This is a genomic window from Parabacteroides hominis, from assembly GCF_014287585.1.
In the GTDB taxonomy this organism is placed as follows: Bacteria; Bacteroidota; Bacteroidia; order Bacteroidales; family Tannerellaceae; genus Parabacteroides; species Parabacteroides hominis.
Genome location: NZ_JACOOJ010000017.1, coordinates 51263 through 73097, shown reverse-complemented (window position 1 = coordinate 73097; position 21835 = coordinate 51263). Strand labels below are relative to the sequence as shown.

The window sequence follows — 21835 nt, the reverse complement described above, 5'->3', positions numbered from 1 at the left end:
TATAATGTATAATGGAAGATTCAAACGACATACTAAATGAGGTGACGACCGGTGATTACAAATACGGATTCGTTACCGATATCGATACGGAGGTGATTCATCGCGGATTGGATGAAGAGACCGTCCGTATTATTTCTGCCAAGAAGAACGAACCGGAATGGCTGCTTGAGTTCCGCTTGAAAGCCTTCCGCCACTGGCAGACGCTGGAGATGCCGACCTGGCCTCACCTCACGATCCCGCCGATCGACTATCAGGATATCATCTACTACGCCGCCCCGAAGAAGAAGGAAGGCCCGAAGAGCTTGGACGAGGTCGATCCGGAACTGATGAAGACGTTCGATAAATTAGGCATTCCCCTTCACGAACGTGCGCAACTCAGCGGGATGGCGGTCGATGCCGTGATGGACAGCGTCTCCGTAAAGACGACATTCAAGGAAACGCTCGCCGAGAAAGGCATTATCTTCTGCTCTTTCAGCGAAGCCGTCCAGCATCATCCCGACCTGGTCCAGAAATATCTGGGAAGCGTGGTCGGTTATCGTGATAACTTCTTTGCGGCTTTGAACTCGGCGGTATTCTCGGACGGGTCGTTTGTTTATATCCCGAAAGGCGTGCGTTGCCCGATGGAGCTTTCCACTTATTTCCGTATCAATGCTGCCAATACCGGACAGTTCGAACGTACGCTGATCGTGGCGGACGACGAAGCCTACGTCAGCTACCTCGAAGGTTGTACCGCACCGATGCGCGACGAGAACCAGCTTCACGCTGCAATCGTCGAAATCGTGGCGCACGAACGTGCCGAAGTAAAATACTCCACTGTCCAGAACTGGTATCCGGGCGATAAGGAAGGAAAGGGAGGAATCTATAACTTCGTGACCAAGCGCGGACTGTGCAAGGGCGAAGGAAGCAAGATTTCCTGGACGCAGGTGGAGACCGGTTCCGCCATCACCTGGAAATATCCGAGCTGCATCTTGGCAGGCGATAATTCGGTAGGCGAGTTCTACTCGGTGGCTGTCACCAACAATTACCAGCAGGCAGATACCGGCACGAAGATGATCCATCTCGGACGGAACACCCGCAGCACGATCGTCTCGAAAGGCATCTCCGCCGGGCATAGCCAGAATAGCTATCGCGGATTGGTGAAAGTCTCGCCCCGTGCCGAAGGCGCCCGTAACCATAGCCAGTGCGACAGCCTGTTGCTCAGTTCGACTTGCGGCGCCCATACCTTCCCCTATGCCGATATCCAGAACGAAACGGCGGTAGTGGAACACGAAGCGACGACAAGCAAGATCAGTGAAGAGCAGTTGTTCTATTGCCGGCAGCGCGGTATCTCGGTGGAAGAAGCTGTCGGCCTGATCGTAAACGGATATGCCCGCGAGGTAATGAACAAGCTCCCGATGGAGTTTGCCGTCGAGGCACAGAAGCTGCTGACCATCTCCTTAGAGGGGAGCGTGGGGTAGAGCAGCCGGGAGTATGACGATGCCTCACCCTGATGAGGTAATCTGCATCATCCCGGTGAGGGAGTTAGCCTCATGCCGATGAGGTAGTCCGCTTCATCCGGATGAGGTGACACTAAGCACGGTAGGGGAGAGCAGCCCCACAGTAGTGGAAGAGAGTATGAAGTAGTACATGTAACAAGCAATAACCAGTAGAGATGTTAGAGATAAAGAACTTGCATGCCAATGTCAATGGCAAAGAGATATTGAAAGGGATCAACCTTTCTGTCAAGGCGGGTGAGGTACACGCCATCATGGGGCCGAACGGTTCCGGGAAAAGTACCTTGAGCAGTGTGTTGGTCGGTAATCCGGCATTCGAAGTAACGGAAGGGGAGGTGATCTTCAACGGTAAGAACCTGCTGGATCTCGAACCGGAAGACCGTAGCCGTGAAGGTATTTTCCTGAGTTTCCAGTATCCGGTGGAGATTCCGGGTGTCAGCATGGTGAACTTCATGCGTGCCGCTCTGAACGAACATCGTAAATATAAAGGGCTGGAACCTGTTTCGGCTACCGACTTCCTGAAGCTGATGCGCGAGAAGCGTGCGATCGTCGAACTGGACAATAAGCTGGCGAGCCGCAGCGTGAACGAAGGTTTCTCAGGCGGCGAGAAGAAACGGAACGAAATCTTCCAGATGGCGATGCTCGAACCGAAGCTGGCGATCCTCGACGAAACGGACAGCGGCCTGGATATCGACGCCCTCCGTATCGTGGCAAACGGTGTAAACCAACTCCGTACGCCTGAGAATGCGGCTATCGTTATCACGCACTACCAGCGTCTGCTGGATTATATCAAACCTGACGTAGTCCATGTCCTCTACAAGGGCCGCATCGTCAAGACCGCCGGTCCCGAACTGGCCCTCGAACTCGAAGAAAAAGGCTACGACTGGATCAAGAAAGAGATGGGAGAAGAATAAGAATAATTAGGCACGGATTACACGGATTTCACGGTTTAAGAAATAGATAGATGTTACACGAGAATTTGACAAAGGATATTATCAATGCTTTTTATGAGGTACATAAAGAGTTAGGATTTGGTTTTCTCGAACAGGTTTATCAAAATGCCTTATACAAGGAACTTGTGAAAAGAGGCTTTAACTGTGAGCTGCAAAAACCGGTAAATGTATATTACAAGGGAGAATTAGTTGGACATTATGTTGCAGATATGGTGGTGGATGGAACGATCATACTTGAGTTGAAAGCTGTTTCAACACTTCGCCCTGAACATGAGTGGCAATTGGTTAATTATTTAAAAGCGACAGGACTACAGGTCGGTTTGTTGCTTAACTTCGGTTTATCAGCAGAAGTTAAACGTAAGATATTTACCTCTTAAACCGCGAAATCCGTGTAATCCGTGCCCAAAAATTAGATAGTAATGAAAGCAGAACAACAATATATCGATCTTTTCACCCATTATGAGGATCTGATTTGCCGGCATGCGGCAAGCGTGATGAATGCACCGCGTGCGAAGGCTTTGGCTGATTTGGAGCGGCTGGGGTTTCCGCAGGTGAAGAGTGAAGATTATAAATATACGGATGTGGCGCAGGCTTTTGCCCCGGACTATGGGGTGAATATCAATCGCCTCGACATACCGGTCAACCCCTATGACGTGTTCCGTTGTGACGTTCCCAACCTGAGCACCTCGCTCTATTTTGTGGTGAACGACACTTTCTACGGCAAGATGTTGCCGAAAGCCTATCTTCCCGAAGGCGTTTATGCCGGAGGAATGCGTACTTTCATGGAGAAATATCCCGAAGTGGCCTCCCGTTATTACGGTAAGGCGGCCCCGACCGGCAAGGATGGTATCATCGCCTTGAACACGATGTTGGCTCAGGACGGTTTTGTGGTCTACGTGCCGGAAGGTGTCGTTGTGGAGCGTCCGATCCAGTTGGTGAATATTTTCCGCAGCGACGTGGACACGATGGCGAACCGCCGTATCCTGGTGATTATGGAGGCCCGTTCGGTAGCCAAGCTGCTGGTGTGCGACCATAGCATCGACGATGTCAAGTTCCTGGCTACGCAGGTTGTCGAGATCTTTGCAGGCGAAGGCGCCCTTTTTGATTATTACGACCTCGAAGAGAGCAGTGTGTCGACTACCCGTTTTGCCTCCGTGCATGTGAAACAAGAAGCCGGCAGCAATGTCCTGGTGAACGGTATCACGCTGAATAACGGCCTTACCCGCAACAACTATTATATCGAGTTGAACGGTGAACAGGCTGAAGCGACTTTGTGCGGTATGTCCATCTTAGACAAGGAACAGCAACTGGACACATACAGCCATATTACGCATGCCGTACCTCATTGCACCAGCAACGAGCTGTTCAAGAATGTCTTGGACGATCATGCCGTCGGTGCGTTCAGCGGCCGTATCTTAGTGAAGGAAGACGCACAGAAGACAGCAGCCTATCAGACGAACCGCAATCTTTGCGCTACCCGTGAAGCCCGCATGTACAGCAAGCCCCAGTTGGAAATCTATGCCGACGATGTGAAGTGTTCGCATGGCATGACCACCGGACAGTTGGACGAAAATGCCTTGTTCTACATGCAGAGCCGTGGCATCCCCCGCGACGAGGCACGTATGTTGCTGAGCGTAGCTTTCACGTCCGACGTGATCGACTATGTACGTCTGGATGCTTTGAAAGACCGCCTGCACAAATTAGTAGAAAAACGTTTCCGCGGAGAACTGGCGAGATGCGCCGGTTGCCGGATTTGTAAATAAGAATAACATATGCAATTGACTCATATCGCTATCTGGACGAACGAACTGGAACGTTCGCGTGATTTTTATATCAAGTATTTCAGCGGGAAAAGCAACGAGAAGTATGTGAACCCGAAGAAAGGCTTTGCCTCTTATTTCGTCACCTTCGAGGGAGGTGCTTCGCTTGAAATCATGCAGCGGACCGATATAACGAGGGAAACGGCAGACGTGTTCATCGGACTTGCCCATTTTGCCTTTTCTGCCGGATCGAAAGAGAAGGTGGATGCCATGATCGAACGGTTCCGTTCGGACGGTTACAAGATCGCAGGCGAGCCGCGTACCACAGGGGACGGCTACTATGAAGGCGCTGTCTTGGACCCGGATGGCAATATCGTCGAGGTGATCGCTTGACGGAAACTATGTATCGAAGGCTTGCTTAGAAGGCCTTCGATACATAGTCTTTTTTATTGCTTATCTGTCTTTTTTTTCAGCATCTTTGCTATCGAATCGTACATTGTCTCTTCTTTTTTCATATCCCAGTTCATCGGTTCTCTGACACGCAGATCGGCGTAAGCAGTCCCATCAAAAATAGTGATACTGTTTTTCATACCCTGCTCGGTTCCGTAATAGAGTATAAATGCCTTGTCCCATTTGCAGGAGAACTCAATCGCTTCCAACAGGAGGCTTTTATCGCCTTTGCAATGGAAAAGGAAACGGTCCGTGTCATGATTATCCAGGAATAAGAGTAATTTGAAGTTGCTGGGATATTTGCTGAAATGCTTTTTAACCCGCGCTTCTAATTGGGGGTTATTCAGGATGCGTTCGCCTTTTTCTATAGCATCTATCAGGATTTCTCTGTATCTGAAGTCCAGGATTCCGTCTAAAACGTCGATATAGTCGCGTTGGAAACTTTCTTGTTTGATTCCGAATAAATATTTGATCCAGCTGCGTTTCAAGTGCAGGGTTTTGTAGTATTGTCTTTTGATGCCTTTGCACCATACTTCGCCAAAGAATATCTTATCCGGAAATTCCTTTCTCATTGTAGACATCAGTTCATCCCAGAAATCGAATGAAGGGCCTACTGCATGGTCTATCCGTAAACCGTCGAAAGAATTGGCACACCAGAAGCGGGCAACATTAATCATGTATTTACGTGCTTCCCGATTATCCAGGTTTATCTTTGGCAGTTCTTTGTATTTAAGGAAGCAGGTGTACTCATTCTTCTTATTGAAATAAAACCAGTCACGATACTTGCTATCCTTGTTGTGCAGGGCATCCTGAAAGAATGGATGGTTGATGGAACAGTGATTGGGCACAAAGTCTACGAGGATCTTCATATTCCGTTTGTGTACAGACTCGATGAGTTCAGCCAGATCCTTCATTGTGCCGAACCTCGGGTCTATATTCATGAAATCGGTTGCATGATAGCCGTGATAATTGGCGGTGCAATAGATGGGAGACAGCCACAGGGTCGTTATACCCATGTCCTGCAAATAATCCAACCGATCGATTACTCCCCGGAGGTTTCCTCCCATGAAAATATTACCATTCTCTTTTGTTTCAGGAAAACCCGCGAACCTGTCAACGAATACCTGATATATGATTTCTTTATCTATCCAATCATTCTTCATAGGATCATTATCTTTGTTTTTAAACCATTTATATTTAACTCCGTAATATATATAAGTGCTAATAACCGCTACTAAAACAGTAATACTGAACCAAAGTGAACGGAATACCTGTGAGAGACCAATAACTGCAGTCAGTATTGTTAAGATCTTAATCGTATTGTTATTGTTGATCTCGTAACTGAAGTGCAATTTATCCGATTGCCTCTGATAGATCTCTTTTACATACTTGATCGTGTCGATGATACCGAATTGCCTGTATATACATTCTTCCATTCCTTTTATCTCACCCAGCATAAAAGAGGGGGAGTTCAGGATTCTTGTTAGTAACTCCAGATTATTCCTGGCTTCTATCAGTTGCCTGGACACTTTTATCGTTTGCTTTTCCTGTCTTATCTTCTGAATGATAGATCTGCTCCATAATACGGATTGCTTCACCAAAGATACAACGAAAGATAGTTCTTCTTCACTTTCCCCCATTGCATTTCTGTATTTATCAATATATACTTGTTTCGCTATTGATTTTAAGAATACGAAAATAGCGAGTGTATCGATTCCTGTCAGGCAGGGGACGGAGGTGATATAATCAGCATACTTATCATCTTTGTATTTGCTGAACCAGTTTTGCCCGAATTTAGAGTAAGCCTTTCCATCCTTCGAGTTTTTCAAATTGAAAAGCAAAGCGTTATGCTGCAGGAAAAAGGTGCAGGAGAATTTTCGTGTGAACCAATAATCCTGTAGCTTTTTTGTGGTAATGTGTTTGGGGACGGCCCTCCATCCTTCATCACTAAGCAACAGACCGTATGCCAGGTGGCTGTGGGTTTCAAGAAACTTCCCTGTATCATCAAAATCAAAATAGACAGGCTGGTTATAGCTACCTCTCAACTCTTTCAGTTCGATAAATGAATATCTGAACGCTGCGTTTTTGACATAGTCGGGAACTGAGCTGTGATAAGAGACGCCTAAGGCAACACAGAGTTTTCTCATATAGTCGGTAGCCCAGTTTTGCAGGCAACACTCTTTCTTTTCTGTTGATCCTTTGCGCAGCAGGTCAAGGGTCATCTTTCGTTTATAAAAGAGATGCTTGATAAAGATGATATATTCCGGATCGAGCGTATCATCGGGAGTAACATTGCTAAACAAGTTGCCTTTTATGTTTTTGGCATTTATCTCTATCACTACATAACTTATCTTTCCTTCGTTATCATGATTGATATAGAGAATTACGTTGAAATCAAACTCACAGAAGACGTCGTTATGCGAATATGATGCAGAATAATGGTCTAAGTAGAGTTGTGTCGAATCATTCTTCTGGCTGATGTCATCATGAAACTTAACAGCCGAAGAGACGCATTGACACAGGTGTTTCCTTTTATACAATAGCTGTTCTTTATTACAGAACCTGCAACTGAAATTTGTTTGTATAAAGGGGAAGTTGGCATTTTTAATATTCTGGACAAATTCGTTTTTGATTACCTCTGTTACTCTCATTTTCTCTTTGATTTTCTCATCTCCCGAAAAATTAGCATCAACTTCTTTCCGCTTTTCTTTTAGATTCTGAAAGAATTGGTCGCAGATATCAGACTCCTTTGTGAAGAAAGGTATTATAAAACAGAAGGAGCCGTCTTTTATGTAAAATTTATCGTCCATAGTTTGTGTTTTTTCATTTTTACAAAGATAAACATAATCTGAGATGACGAATGCTTACGGACTATAAATCTCTTCAATTTAATAGAAGAATAGACTATGTTTTAATTCACGTAGGATAAGAATGCCAGCAGCGGTATGTAGTCCTTCAGGTTGGCGTGTAGCTTTTTCAGGGACTGGGAGATATGGTATTCCACGCCTTTGGTGGTCATGCCGAGCGTTTCCGCTATTTCTTTGTGGGGTTTGTTTTCGTAGCGGCTCATGATGAAGATGCGGCGCGTCTGTTCGGGCAGGGTGGCCAGGGTCTTGTTCACGATTTCCTGCGCCTCGGCTGTAAACAGTTCTTCCGGGTTGCAGGCTTCGAGGGTGGAGATGCGGGTGTTCAGTTCCCATTCGGCATGGTTCTTCAGGTGTTCGCTGGCATCTTCCCTGACTTGTATATGTTGCAGGTAGTTGATGCATTTGTGTTTGATGATCGTGAGGATATAGGCCGGAACATTGGAATCAGCCTTCAGCGTATTCCGGTTTTCCCAGTATTGCATCAGGGCTTCTATGGTGAAATCTTCGGCTACGGCCATATCTCTCACATACATATTAGCAAAGCGGATGAACCGTCCTTGGTAATCTGCAAATAATTGATTGAAAGCCTTTAAATCCGCTGAATATTCCATATACTCTCTGTCGATTAGCGTGTAAATATAGTGAAATTTGCAGGAAAACCTATGTTTATTTCAGGTAGATTGCCTTTCCGGTTTTTGCTGATTCTTGTTTTTTGCTTTTTTTTGCTTTTGTGGAAAATAATCGTTATCTTTGATTCAATGTATTTAATATTTTAAATATGATATATGATAAAAGTAGAGATCTCTTTATCATTTGAGTGATAATTATCTTATATAAGAATAATGAAATACAGCCTAAATTAAATCTAAATAATAAGAAAGAAGGTGGAATATGTATGGGATGTTTTTTTAGTGTCGGATTTGAGTTTGATTTTTTTGAGTATAATAATGATAATTAAAAAACATTGAGTTATGAATAAGCTATTATTAATATTGGGGACTGTTATAATAGTAGTTTCAACATTCTTGAGTATTCAGAGTTGTGATTCGGATGATACTATGGATCCCTTTACTGTTGTTGCAGAATCTAATGAATTTATAGATTTTTCAGAGAGTACAAATGTGCTATTTGAAAGTTTCTTGGGGTATACGAATTCTTTAACAGAAGAAGAATTTGACAATCTTATGCTACATATAGATGATGAAGAATACATAGCAGATCTTATGGAAAGAGCAAATATTGAACAGGAAATTGAAGACGTAAAGAAAAAACATATCAAATTGCTTCGAAATAAAGAGTATATGGATTTAGAGATTGATCAGCAGATCAATTTGTTTAAACATGATTCAGAGAAAAGACTAAAGATTCTTTTAGAAACAAAAGCCGGAGCGACAACAGCAGATGAATGTATACAAAGAAAGTTAGACGATTATGCTTGGGCACAAACTACAGCACAATTGGCCGTTATAGGTTGTACCTGTATGGCTGAAGTAGTTGTGGCTGCTTGTGTGTGTTATTCAATTGCAATGGTTAATTATGCGAATGACATAAGGCTTGCTGAGCGTGCTTATGAAGATTGTATGCAAACTGTAAAACCATAAAGCTATGAAAGTTAAAAGGATTAAAGAATTATTGTTAGTGCCTTTCATTTTGATCTATTTTGTATTGTTCGTATTCAATCTTGTATACGATATAAATCTTGTTTACAGTGTTTATACTGTATTTTTGTGGTTCTTATTCTTGATTTATGCAGTTATTCAAAAACGAGAAAGGGGTGGCAATGATTATTTTACGATTTTGGTGTTTGTAGTTACATTAATTCTTCTTATTGTAAATATAATAAGGAGAATCTGAGTATTAAGAATACGAAGATATATGAAAGGTAGTGTACTTGGTTCTTTTTTAGGTACACTACCTTTGTTTGTTATAAATCTTTACCCAGTGAAGGCGGAAGCGATCCGGCGGAAGAAGCCCATTCCTTGTTGGGAGTGTCGCCCATGACAAACGAGAGTTTGCCTCCGTTCATAATGTCTGTGTGGAGGATGTAGCTCTTGTCGTACGGTTGGCCGTTGAGGGTAGCGGACTGGATGTAGATATTCTTGTCCGATGCCCCTTTGGCTTCGATCGTAAACTGTTTGCCGTTTTCGAGGGTGATAACACTCTCTTCGAATGACGGGCTGCCGATCACGTAGTAGGGCATGCCCGGACAGACCGGATAGAAGCCGACCATGCTGAAGACCAGCCAGGATGACATCTGCCCGGCATCGTCGTTGCCGGAAAGCCCGTCGGGGGTCGTGAAGTATTCGCGGTTGATGATCTCATGAATCCATTTCTGCGTCTTCCAGGGTTCGCCGGCATAAGCAAAAAGGTAAGCGATATGGTGTCCCGGTTCGTTGCCGTGCCAGTAGTAATCCCCTTCGAAGAATGTATCCAGACGTTCGGTGAAGCGTTCTTTTCCGCCTATATGTTCGATCAGCCCGGCTACGTCTTGAGGAACGTACCAAGTATAGTGGTAGGGTGTGCCTTCGCAAATGAAGAATGTGAGCGAGAACGGGTCGAACGGTTCGATCCAGCTTCCGTCGGCATGGCGTCCACGGGCATAGCCGGTTTCGGGGTCGATTACGTTCCGGTAGTTTCCCGCCCGTTTGACGAGCGCATTATAATCGTCTGTCTTGCCTAATTTCTTGGCAACCTCGGCAAGGACGAAATCGTCATAGGCATATTCCAGCGTGCGGGAGACCTGTTCACGGCGGTGGAATGCTTCCATTACGGGATCTTCCAACGGCACATAATTGTATTTCAGGTAGGATTCCATTGCCCGGCGGCCTTTCCCGTCCCGGTAGCTGTTGGAATCAGGATTGGCCTCGAAAGCATTTTTGCGCATCAGCGTGTAAGCCTCTTCATAGTCGAAGCCCGGAGCATCTTTGACGATGGCGTCTCCGATCATGGCGATGCAATGGTCACCGATCATGGCGGCCGTGTAGCTGTTCCAGGACGGGAAGATGGGCAACCAGCCTCCCTGCTGTCCTTTTAACACGAGCGAATGCGCCATGTCCCCGTTGCGGGAAGGGTTGAGGATGGAGAACAGAGGATGAACGGCCCGGTAAGTATCCCATTGCGAGAAGTCGCAATAGTAGGTCCCGTGGTTCATCTTCATAATCTGTCCGCCGCCATCGAACTTCGGATAGGAGCCGTCCACGTCGCTGAACGTGCGGGGCAGGAAATGCGCGTTGTAGAGAGCCGAATAGAATTTGACCTTTTCTTCTTCGTTGTTCCCTTTTACTGCGATCTGGCCCAATGCCTGGTTCCAGGTGTCGGATGAAGCCTGCCGTACCTCGTCGAAGTTCCATCCCGGAATTTCGGCGGCCAGGTTCTTGCGGGCATTGTCGATGCTCGTAAAGGAAGTGGCAACCTTGACCAGTGTCTTCCCCGGCTTATCGGAGGCCAGCTTTACCCAGGCTCCGACGTTATGTTTTTGTCCTTTAGCCGATTTCAGGCCGGGCGTGACCGTGGTGCTGTCCCAAACGCCATAGTCGGCAATTTCTTCATTCAGCTGGATCACGAAATGTCCGCTGAATCCGGCTTCCTTGCCATAACCCTGGTAAATGCGGTGCACGGGGTTATAGCCGGTAATTTCTTTCTTTTCCGGATCGATCTTGACGAAGGCGACACCTTCGTCGCTGTTGGGCTCGATCACAATATAGCGGTCGCCATCCTGCTCGAAGCTGAATTGCATGATGCCGGCACGGGAGAGTCCGGTCAGTTCGGCATGGATGCCGTAGTCGTTCAGATCGACTGAATAATAGGAGGGAGTCGCTATCTCCCGGGCGTGATCGAAAGAGGAGGCGCGTTTGACCGGGTCTGTTTCGAGCTTATTGCTGAGCGGCATGATCGTGACACTTCCATAGTCTTGCGTGCAGGAGCCGTTCATCCAGTGGCTGGCCCGGAATCCCTGGATCGCGTCCTGGAAATAATAGTAGGGGGGATGGCATTTCTGCTCGGTCGCCTGTGTCTGTGCCACCCAGTTGGTCATACCGTGGGGAACACCGACAGCCGGCATGATTTGTCCGCGCTCTTCCGTCGAGTTCTTATCTTTTCCCTGTACGATGCGGATATCCGTACCGATCAGCGGGTTGACGTACCTCTCGAAGTTCTCTTCCTGTTGGTTGCATGAGAAGAAACATAATGTGCTTAATAATAGTGTCCAGGTCTTCATCTTGTTCGGATTATTGATTGTGCAAAGATAGTGAAAATGGGAAAGGGGCCGGTCTGTTTCCTACATACGTATGTAGGCTGCAGGTACACATATATGTAGGCAGCGGGTACATATATGTGTAGGCAGCGGGTACATATATATGTAGGCAACGGGTACATATATATGTCGTTTATGGCGACATACGTATGTCGTGGCGGGTGATATACGTATGTCGCCGAACCCCCTGTCAGTTCCGTGGTTCGATCTTGTAATCGTTCTGCGTCAGCTTCGGATTGACATCGATCTGTTTCTGCGGAATCGGGCAGATCAGGTTTGTCTCGTTCAGAGAGAATCCTTTGCTTTTCATTACTTCGACTGCACGTCCGGTACGGATCAGGTCGAACCAGCGATGGTTTTCGAAAGCCAGTTCCACGCGGCGTTCCTGTTCTACCAGCAGGGCGAACTGGGCCTTGTCAGTTGTCTGCAGGTCGACCGGGCTGGTCTCTGTCGTCTGATAACCGAAACCGCGGCGGCGTGTCATATTCAGATACTTGCAGGCTTCTGCCGTCTTTCCGTTCTGGTTCAGGGCTTCTGCATACATCAGGATCACGTCGGCATAGCGGATCACCGGATAGTTGTTGCTGGCATCGTTGCCCTGGTACGGAACGTCCATGAACTTGCATACATAACGGGATTCCACCCACTCGTTATTCTTACGGTTGTCGTAATAACCTAAAGACATGGAGAAGTCACGGCGCAGGTCGCCTTCTTCATAGGCATTGTAGATGTCCATTTCCGGAACGTTGTTTCCGCCTGTTCCGCCCACGGCTACAACATTCGTCCCTGAGTTTTCAGGTGCGAAGTTATTGGCATAGTTAGAACCTTCGTTATAACCGCCTTTCAGGAACTGGATTTCGAAGATACCTTCCTTGCTGTTGTGGTTAACGGGGCTGAATACATCTTTGTAGCCGTCGATGTTCAGGCTGCCCGGCGTGTTTTCCAACAGGCTGTACCGTCCGCTGTTGATAATTTCGGCCAGGATAGTTTCTGCCTCTGCATATTTGTGCAAAGTCATGTAGACGTCTGCCAGCAACGCTTTGGCTGCTCCCTGGGTGGCACGTCCGTCTTCGGCTGTCGGATAGGAGACGGGAAGACCTTGTGCCTCTTTCAGGTCGGTGATGATCTGGTTGTAAACATTTTCTTTCGGTTCACGCAGGATTTCGTAAGATTCCGAGATGCTGATTTCTTTCAGAACCAAAGGAACATCGCCGTAGACGCGAACCAGGTTGAAATACATCAGGGCGCGGATGAACTTGCATTCCAGTTTGTACCGGTTTGCCAGTCCGGCATCGATATTGATGCCGTCGATACGTCCTAAGACCGTATTGGTACGGTTGATTGTTTTATAGGCTGCTTTCCAGAAATTGGCGATCATGCTGTTCTGCGTGTCGATGTAGAACTGGTCGAACTCATTCTGGGTAGTCACCGAACCGGACAACTGGTTACGGGTATTGTCGGAAGGTATTTCCCCGAATACATACCAGTTGCCGTAGATGTCATTCTCCTGTAAAGAAGAGTATGCGCCGTTCACTGCCGAGGTAATGTCGTCGGCTGTCTTGTAGAAATCGTTTTCACTTAAATCCGTTTGCGGATTCTGTTCCAAGAAGTCGCTACAGGATGAGAAGCTGAATCCTAAAAGAGCTATTGCGATCAGATTATATTTTAGTTTCATAATTCGTCTGCTATTTAAAAGGTTACGTTAATACCGAAAGTACAGGTGCGATACAGCGGGTACATACCGTAGTCGGTACCGGGAGCTGTCACGTTGTCTTCCTTGAAACTTGTTTCCGGGTTGTAGCCGCTATAACTTGTGATCGTCAGCAGGTTTTGTGTGGAAACATATACGCGTGCACGTTGGATGCTGCATTTCTTGGTGAATGCTTCGGGTAGCGTATAACCGACAGTCAGGTTGTTTACACGGAGGAAAGAAGCGTCTTCCACCCAGCGTGAGGAAATGGCATTGTTCTGTCCGGTCGGCTGCGAGTTAGCTCTCGGAATCCATCCGCTACCCGGATTTGCTTCCGACTGCCAGCGTCCCATCATCTCTTTCAACTGGTTCTGGTTACCTTCGCCCTGTGTATAGAAACGTCTTCCCAGGTGCAGAACTTCATTTCCGACAACACCCTGCAGGGAGATGCTGGCATCGAAGTTCTTGAATGTGAAGGAGTGTGTCATACCCCAGGTGAAGTCAGGCATGTTGTTACCGATGATCGTACGGTCGTCAGCGTCGATCTTATTATCTCCGTTGACGTCTTCAAACATTACGTCACCTACTTGCGTATCAGCCAGGTGAGGATATGAATCCAGTTCTTCTTTCGTTTTGAAGATACCTAACATCTTATATCCGTAGAAAGCGCCGATCGGTTCGCCTACCATCGTGATATGGGTCGTTCCGGCGCCGCCGTCGCTAAAGATCGGGTCGCCTGTCGGTCCTAACGCCAATACTTCGTTGCGGTTGACAGAGATATTTCCGGTTGCATCCCAGGTAAAGTCTTTGTTTCTGAACGGAGTGCCGTTGATTGTGATTTCGAGACCTTTGTTGCTCATCTGACCGATATTCTGCATCGCTTTGTCAAATCCTGTGATTGTCGGAATGTCGACGTTCATCAACAGGTCGGTAGTCTTGCGGTAGTACAGGTCCAGAGACAAGGACAGACGGCTGTCCAAAACGGAGATTTCGAAGCCTAAGTCCGTCTGACGTGTCTTTTCCCAAGTCAGGTCTGCGTTGGAGAAGCTCTTTTGGGCAGCACCGTTTACGATATTACCCGTACCTGTTCCCAATACATAGTTGGCATTTTCCATGATACCGATCGCTGCATAATCACCGATATTGTTGTTACCCGTGATACCGTAGCTTGCACGGATCTTCATGTCTGACAACCATTTCAGATCTTTCAGGAAGTCTTCCTGGGAGAGGCGCCATGCTACCGATCCGGAAGGGAAGTAACCGTAGCGGTTGTTCTTGCCGAAGCGGGAAGAACCGTCCGCACGGATGGATGCGGTCAGGTAGTACTTATTGTTATAACGATAGTTTACACGTGCCAGGTAAGAGAGCAACGTCCAGGTATTCCGCTCCGACTTGCTGCTTTTTACGGTCGCATTATTGAGCGTCTGTATCTTGTCGTTCGGGAAATCGGAACCCGTAGCCTCCGTGTAGCGGTAGATGTTCTTCTGTGTAGTGAAACCGGCGACAGCGTCGAGTTCATGTTTATCCCACGATCCGAAATAGGTAACAGTGTTTTCGTTCAGCCAGTTAATAATCTCGGTGGACTTTTCTGTCGCTTTTCTTTCCGTTGAAGGAAGAGGGGCCACGTTACCGTTGTTAGGAATGGTTGCCGGACGGAAGTATTCGCCTCTGTATTCGCGGATGTCGGCACCGATTGTGGATTTCAGTTTCAGGTTTTTCAACAAGGAAAGCTCGATGTAACCGTTGCTGAACAGACGGAGGTCTGTGTCGTAATTATGGATATTCGTACACGCCACTGCATTCGGCACACCGGTCAACCCGTCGCTGGCGACGGCGTACATGGACTGTGAAGCCCATGTACCGTCTTCATTGTATACAGGTACTACCGGGGCTGTTGCCAAGGCTGCGTTGATAACACCGTCACTTGCCCAGTGGCCCTGCGTCGTCTTGTTCGAGTTCATATAGGTCGGAGCCAGGTTGATACCCATCTTCAGCCAACTGTTCAGCTCGCTGTCGATTTTGGCTCTTGCCGAGAACCGTTCGTAGTCGCTGTTGATAACGACACCCTGCTGGTTGAAATAGCCGGCGGAAAACATGTATTTGGTCTTTTCGTCGCCACCCGTTACTGTCAACTGATAGTTTTGTACCGGTGAAGTGCGGAAAATCTCATCCTGCCAATCCGTTCCGGCTCCTAAAGAGGCGATATAGGCGGCATCGTCGTAGATCGCCGGATAACGATAACGGTTTCCGGACGGACGCATACTCAGCGGATCGCTGGCGGATGCTCCCGGAACTTTGCTGATGTAGTTGTTATTGAAGGCTTCCCGGCTGAATTCGACAAATTCCTGTGCGTTCATCAGGTCCATCTTCTTTGTTACGTTCTGGAAACCTGCATAGATATCCAAGCTCACGCTGACCTTGCCGGTCTTTCCCGACTTGGTTGTGACCAATACGACGCCGTTGGCTGCACGCGAACCGTAGATGGCGGCTGCCGAAGCATCTTTCAATACTTCGATGGATTCGATATCGTTCGGGTTGATCGCATTCAGGTTTTGTTCACCCAGCGGATATCCGTCGACCACATACAACGGGGCGCTGGATGCCGTGATAGAGCCGGACCCGCGCACGCGGATTGTGGCCGCCTGTCCCGGTTGACCTCCGACCTGCTGTACCTGTACACCGGCCAGTTTTCCGGCCATCGCTTCTGTCGGGTGCGACACTTTGAGGTCTTTCATCGAGCCGCTGTTCAACTGCGCAACGGCGCCTGTCAAGTCTTTTTTCTTCATGACACCGTAGCCGACTACTATTACTTCGTCCAGTGCTTCGGAATCTTCCTGGAGAGTAATGTTAAAAGTGGTCTGATTTCCTACGCGTATTTCCTGTGGAGTAAATCCGATGTAGGAGATAACGAGGGTAGCGTTTGCGGGCACATTCTCAAGCGTGAATTTACCGTCCATGTCCGTAATGTTCCCGTTTGTCGTTCCTTTTACGATAATGTTGGCCCCGGCTATAGGACCGAGTGCGTCTTGTACGACTCCTGTGATGGTCTTTCCGTTTTGTTGCAAACGTGCAGGAGCTGCCGAGTCCGATTTTCCCCGCAGGCTCGTTGCAGGATCCGTGATGTAGTTCTCACTTGCCAGAAGACTGATGCTGGGCAAAAGAGAAAGCAGGCAAATTTTTGCCATTTTGTTATTTTTCATGTTCACGTGGTGATTTAAGTTACTACTCAATAAGTTAACTAAATGAATATTGAGAATAGCCGTAGTTATTCTCTTCATACAAAGATTTTTTTACTTCAGGGTCCCATTGGATAACTGATTTAAGTTTATATTTATAAAACACAATTTATTTACGTTCTCTGATCTCATTGAAGATTCTGCAAATATAGATAAAGTTATCATTCAACAAAAAAAATTAACAGTTATTCCGGGGTATCCCAGATATAACTGTTAATCTCTTTTAATTGTATTTGCTTCTGTCAGAAGCGGAAATATAATTTTCCGCTGATATTATTTTCCGGTCCGTTCCCTCTTGCCCGATGCGGTTGAGATTGGGGACCGAAGTCTTCCGCTTTTCCGAATTTGGTTCCGGTTGCCGGGATCGCATTCATGAAAGAGATGTTTCCTTCCGGATAGTCGACAATCGTATGGTTGCGTTTCGGATCGTATTGTTCTTGTACGGCCGGGGTAAAGAGGTGCAAGGTGACATCTTCTTTCCCGCTGTAGACTTCGAATGGAGTAGGACAATCGAGCTTCATCCCGTAGAACAAAGAATAGTATCCTTTAAATTCCGGATAGTCCCAGCTTTCACCGGTGATAGTGTTGTTATACTTCTTTTCCCAGATATCCAGCGAACCGCCTTTCATGCGGTTGTTATATACGCGATATGGCCCGTTGGCGAGCAAAGTGGCTCCGGCAATCTCCTTTTCAGGGAAATCGAACGTGATACCAGCCATCTTGACCATGTCCTGGGGGCGGTAATTGTAATCCAGTTCTACGATGCCGGAAGGAAGCATGGTCCAGGTGAATGTATAGACTGTGTTTTTCCCGTTCCGGGACGTATAGGTGGCAATCAGTTGAGGTTTTTCTCCTGTTTGCTCATATTCGACTGATTTACAAATAAGCTCCTGGTCGGATATCAGCACCGGCCCGTTGTTCAACGGGATTGCCTTGCCACCGGAAGTGACTGACCGGAGCAGGCCGTTTTGTTTGTCGAACGATACCTCCGTTCCGGCGGCTGAAAAACTCCAGCTATCGGTGTTTTCTTTTACTGCCGGTGCGCTGCCTTCCTGTGGCAGCAGGCGGTTGGCAAGACGGCCGGGTGTGCCGATCTCGTAGCTCCAGGCAAATAACTCCTGATTGTAACGGTCTTTTACCGTAACATATAGAAAGTCGTAGTCCTGCCATCCGGCGGGAAGTTCGAGCTGCAAATATCCTCTTTCTCCTGGGCGGATATCAGGGGCTTCGATCTTGCCGGAAACAGCTTGTATGGCCTTTTCCGGAAGCGAGTTGATTTTAGCCAGCCGGTATGTGTAACCACAAGCGTTTGCATTTGTGAACGCGTATCTGTTTTCTATTTCTAAACGACCGTCCCATCCCGGTGTGATATAGCGTTCCGGCAGGTGGATAGGCGACCATATCTCTTTGATTGTAAAGAAGCTGCCTTCTTTTTCGCGGTATGGTCCTACGATACCGTCGGCTCCATGATCTTTGTCTGTATCGTAGAATCCGTTTTTATCTTCACGGACAACTGCCTGGTCCGCAAAGTCCCAAAGGAACATTCCGGCGGAGAGCGGATTGGAGAGCATCAGGTTCCAGTAGTCGTCGAGTCCTGCCCCGTGTCCTCCGTCGTACAATCCGTGCAGGATTTCCGTCGGCATAAAGATATCCCTTCCGTGGAACATATTGCCGATGCCGGAATTATATTTGATGTAATGTACCGTATTGATATTACCCGATAACGCCCAGGGGTGCAGGACAGCCCGTTTTTGCGGATCGTATTGCGGAAACAGCGGGTCGAGGTCGAAATTGAAACCTCCCTCATTCCCGTTTGCCCAGAAAATGATAGACGGACGGTTGAGATCCCGTTTCAGCATTTCGCCTACTAATATTGTGCCTACTTCCGTATCGTAGGGAGGATATTGCCAGGCGCATAATTCATCTATCACGTACATTCCCAGCGAATCGCATACTTCGAGGAAATGTTTGTCAGGCGGGTAGTGCGACATACGGACTGCATTCATATTCATCTCTTTCATCAGCTTTACATCGTTGATGCTAAGTTGCTTGTTGGTCGTCCGTCCGGTTGTTGGCCAGTGCGAATGGCGGTTTACACCTTTGAAACGCATTTTCTCTCCGTTGATATAAACGCCGTCTTTGGGCTTTACTTCAATGGTGCGGAAACCGATCCGGTCTGTTATAGTATGCAGTATTTTGCCTTTCTGACGCAGGGTGATGACGGCCGTATATAGCTGAGGATCTTCTGCCGACCAGGGTTTGACAGCATTGATTTTCCCGGAAAGGGATATTTTGTCCGTCTTTTCGTTTACGGCAGATGAACTGATTTTTCCTATCGTCTGTTCTGCTGCATCTTTAATCTCTATCTCTGCTTCTATGCCCGGAAGTTTTTTGTCAATAAAGATATCAGCATTCAGCTCGCCGTGTTGGCGTGCGTCGATAGCTGTATATTCGATGAAGTTGTTGGGGACGGCTTCCAGATAAACCGGACGGAAAATACCTCCGAACACCCAAAAATCGCATTGCCGTTCCGCTTCGTTGATACTGGCGTTGGACGACATTTTATTCACTTTGACTTCCAGTAGATTGCTTTTGTTGGCATGAACCAATTTGGTTATTTCCCGTTTGAAACGGTAGAAAGCTCCCTGATGAATGGGACCAGCCGGTTTCCCGTTGATTTTGACCTCCGTATCGGTCATGGAACCTTCGAAAACGATAAAGATACGTTTCCCTTTCCATGCCGCCGGCACTTCGAATGTCGTTTTATACAATCCGGATTCGTCGGCTTTCGGCTTGTCGTGTCCGTAATTGAAGGTTCCATATCCTTCCATTTCCCAGCAGGAAGGTACTTTGATCTTATTCCATTCCCCGCTTTTCCTGCCGCCGGTACAGAAAAAATCCCATTCGACCGCATCGTCGGAACCTTGTCCCGACAAGTATTTTACATCAGTGGTCTGCCCGCTTGCGAACAGGCTACCCAATAAGAATAAAAAAGAATAAAAACATTTCATCATATAGTAAGAATTAAAAGGTTTTCTTGATAAATAAGGATTGTAAATGCTGATTTATCTGTTACTTTTGGCTTGATCCAAAAGTAACCAAAGGATCAAGGCTTAACCGTCCGGTCTACTCCGGGCAAAGACTCCGCTGTCGCCTGCGAAACTCGCTTCGCTTGGGACAGCGCAGGCTCCGGACGCTTCGTCTTCGCCCTTCGCTTGACGCCCGTCCGCTTAGACCTTTCTCTTGGGATGGCCGATACCGCCTGTTTCTTTGCGATCCCGCATCAAGTGCGGGAACAGGCTTGTCCCCGTGCTTGACACGGGGCCGCAGAAGAACCGGCGGTATCGGCAATCCTCAAAGCCCCATCAGTCTCTCTTTTGCCGTCTGCTGAAGCAGACGGTTTAAAAGATATGGAGGCAAAGCCTCTTCCTCTGTGGGCTTTAGCCCCTTTCATCTATTATATTAAAAGGGGTTAAAACCCACAGAGGAACCGGCAAAGCCGGGACAATCATCTATCCGTCTGCTGAAGCAGACGGCAAAAGAGAACCAGCGGCATGAGGAAAGCCTTGTCTTAGGGTTGCCCGACAGGACATAGCCCTAAGACATTGTCGCTATAAACACTCCGGTAAATCATCATTTATCGAATTACCACAGCGGATGCTGTTTCAGATTCGGATTCTTGTCCGTTTCGTCTTGAGGCAAAGGTAATGAATAATATTTATCATCCACTGTTCTGCCCAAACGTTCTGCCATGCAATGCTGCCGTTTCATGTCGAACAAAGAGTGTCCTTCGGCTGCAAACTCCCAAACGCGTTCCTGTATGATTGCTTTGCGTAAATCGGCCTGTGAGATGGAAGCCGGGATCGGATCGAGCCCGGCCCTTGCCCGTACCCGGTTGATACCTGCCAGTGCATCACCTACCCGGTTCATCTCGCAATAGGCTTCGGACTGCATCATCAGGACATCTGCATAGCGCACAATCTTCCAGTTGCAACCGTAGTCGCCGGCCTTCGTAGACTGATTATCGTTCGGGTCCAGATATTTAGCGAAATGGCAAAGCGGGAAAGACGGTTCCATTACGTTGTCCGGATCGTAAACATACTGTTTTCCGGTATTCATATCGGTAAACTCTGTTACAAAAGTTGTCGATAAACGTTTGTCGCCGACTTCGTACGTTTTGTAGAATTCAGGAGTGGAAATGAAAGAAGACCATCCGTCCGTTTTCTTGATATTGTAACCGCGCATACCTGACAAAGCCGGAATGTCCTGGCCGTTGATATTGGTCTGATATTCCACGTCGAAAATATACTCTTTGCCATGTTCGTTGGTAACATCGAAAATACGTCTGAAGTTATCTTCCAGCCCGTAACCGAAAGCTCCTTCGTTATTGATGATTTCAGTCGCTTTGGATGCCGCTTTTTCCCAGAAGCCGGCTTTGTTCCAAGGCCAACCGGCTTGTGTCAGATAAACTTTTGTCAGCATGGCCATTGCAGCCCCTTTTGTAGCACGTCCGGCATCCGAATCTCCCCACTTAATAGGCAATACGGATTCAGCATATTGCAGATCTTCTTCTATCAACGTCCAGGCAGCATCGTCCGTACCCTGATTGGATGGGGTCTCTTCATTCAGATTATCTGTTTCCCGTATTACGACAACATGGTCGTAGAAACGTATCAGCGTGAAATAGTAGAGTGCGCGAAGGAACTTCGTCTGTCCAATGATCTGTTTCTTCGTATCTTCAGACTTGAACGTGATCTTGTCGATGTTCAGCAACAAGTTATTCGCACGGCGGATAGTGGAATAGGATATCTGCCAGATATTCTTGCAGAAGTCCGTTGTCGGCGTCCAGGTCAGATTATCCATCTCCACACGTGAAGGAGCGCTGGCATTGGCATAAGCCGCTTCGCCCGGAAAATCGGCTCCCATCCAGATATAACGCCTGAAACCCTTGTCGTCGTTGAATGTATTGTAAACAGCTGTCAGCGCAGCATTTGCATCAGCTTCCGTTTTATAGAAGTTGTCGGGTGTGATAAACTCGTACGCTTCTTCATCCAGGAAATCACAAGAGGAAGAGGACACCAGTAATGCTAATCCGATTATATATTTATATAGTTTCATATTCTGTTCGTTTTAA

The 21835-nt window shown here is 47.2% G+C and carries 13 protein-coding genes; 6 read left to right on the top strand and 7 right to left on the bottom strand.

Translation table 11 applies throughout. The annotated features are described in order from the left end of the window. Nucleotides 1–11 precede the first annotated feature (11 nt). The 5 genes from sufB (at nt 12) to H8S65_RS10860 (ending at nt 4599) form a co-directional block, all read left to right on the top strand. A complete protein-coding gene (gene sufB / locus H8S65_RS10880; RefSeq protein ID WP_186930004.1) occupies nt 12–1457 on the top strand; it encodes a Fe-S cluster assembly protein SufB in 1446 nt (481 codons plus the stop codon). Between the two features lie 194 nt (nt 1458–1651). After that, a complete protein-coding gene (sufC, locus tag H8S65_RS10875) occupies nt 1652–2407 on the top strand; it encodes a Fe-S cluster assembly ATPase SufC (RefSeq protein WP_005650619.1) in 756 nt (251 codons plus the stop codon). 50 nt (nt 2408–2457) lie between these two features. Then, entirely contained in the window at nt 2458–2823 is a 366-nt protein-coding gene (locus H8S65_RS10870) for a GxxExxY protein (RefSeq protein ID WP_186930003.1), read from the top strand. 42 nt (nt 2824–2865) lie between these two features. Further along, nucleotides 2866–4209, top strand: a complete 1344-nt coding sequence (gene sufD, locus H8S65_RS10865) for a Fe-S cluster assembly protein SufD (RefSeq protein ID WP_186930002.1) — start codon at nt 2866–2868, stop codon at nt 4207–4209. Nucleotides 4210–4218: 9 nt separating this feature from the next. Further along, complete coding sequence (locus H8S65_RS10860; protein WP_186930001.1) at nt 4219–4599, top strand: VOC family protein; 381 nt, start codon at nt 4219–4221, stop codon at nt 4597–4599. Between the two features lie 53 nt (nt 4600–4652). Here H8S65_RS10860 and H8S65_RS10855 read toward each other — a convergent pair whose 3' ends face one another. Together H8S65_RS10855 and H8S65_RS10850 are read right to left on the bottom strand one after the other, a co-directional pair. After that, on the bottom strand, nt 4653–7466 hold the full coding sequence (locus H8S65_RS10855) for an alpha-amylase family glycosyl hydrolase (protein WP_186930000.1): 2814 nt from the start codon (nt 7464–7466) through the stop codon (nt 4653–4655). A gap of 101 nt (nt 7467–7567) precedes the next feature. After that, nucleotides 7568–8134 (bottom strand): RNA polymerase sigma-70 factor, encoded by a 567-nt coding sequence (locus H8S65_RS10850; RefSeq protein WP_186929999.1) that lies wholly within the window; start codon nt 8132–8134, stop codon nt 7568–7570. Between the two features lie 360 nt (nt 8135–8494). On the opposite strand from H8S65_RS10850, the gene H8S65_RS10845 reads away from it, so the two are divergent. Continuing rightward, nucleotides 8495–9124, top strand: coding sequence for a hypothetical protein (locus H8S65_RS10845; RefSeq protein ID WP_186929998.1), 630 nt, complete (start codon nt 8495–8497; stop codon nt 9122–9124). 323 nt (nt 9125–9447) lie between these two features. Here the strand turns inward: H8S65_RS10845 and H8S65_RS10840 are convergent, their stop codons facing one another. The 5 genes from H8S65_RS10840 to H8S65_RS10820 form a co-directional block, all read right to left on the bottom strand. Continuing rightward, complete coding sequence (locus tag H8S65_RS10840) at nt 9448–11739, bottom strand: GH92 family glycosyl hydrolase (RefSeq protein WP_186929997.1); 2292 nt, start codon at nt 11737–11739, stop codon at nt 9448–9450. Between the two features lie 226 nt (nt 11740–11965). Next, nucleotides 11966–13450, bottom strand: coding sequence for a RagB/SusD family nutrient uptake outer membrane protein (locus tag H8S65_RS10835; protein WP_186929996.1), 1485 nt, complete (start codon nt 13448–13450; stop codon nt 11966–11968). Nucleotides 13451–13464: 14 nt separating this feature from the next. Further along, nucleotides 13465–16665, bottom strand: coding sequence for a SusC/RagA family TonB-linked outer membrane protein (locus tag H8S65_RS10830; protein WP_186929995.1), 3201 nt, complete (start codon nt 16663–16665; stop codon nt 13465–13467). Between the two features lie 278 nt (nt 16666–16943). Further along, on the bottom strand, nt 16944–19715 hold the full coding sequence (locus H8S65_RS10825) for a glycoside hydrolase family 2 protein (protein WP_255489171.1): 2772 nt from the start codon (nt 19713–19715) through the stop codon (nt 16944–16946). Between the two features lie 631 nt (nt 19716–20346). After that, nucleotides 20347–21819, bottom strand: a complete 1473-nt coding sequence (locus H8S65_RS10820) for a RagB/SusD family nutrient uptake outer membrane protein (protein ID WP_186929994.1) — start codon at nt 21817–21819, stop codon at nt 20347–20349. Between the last annotated feature and the right edge of the window lie 16 nt (nt 21820–21835).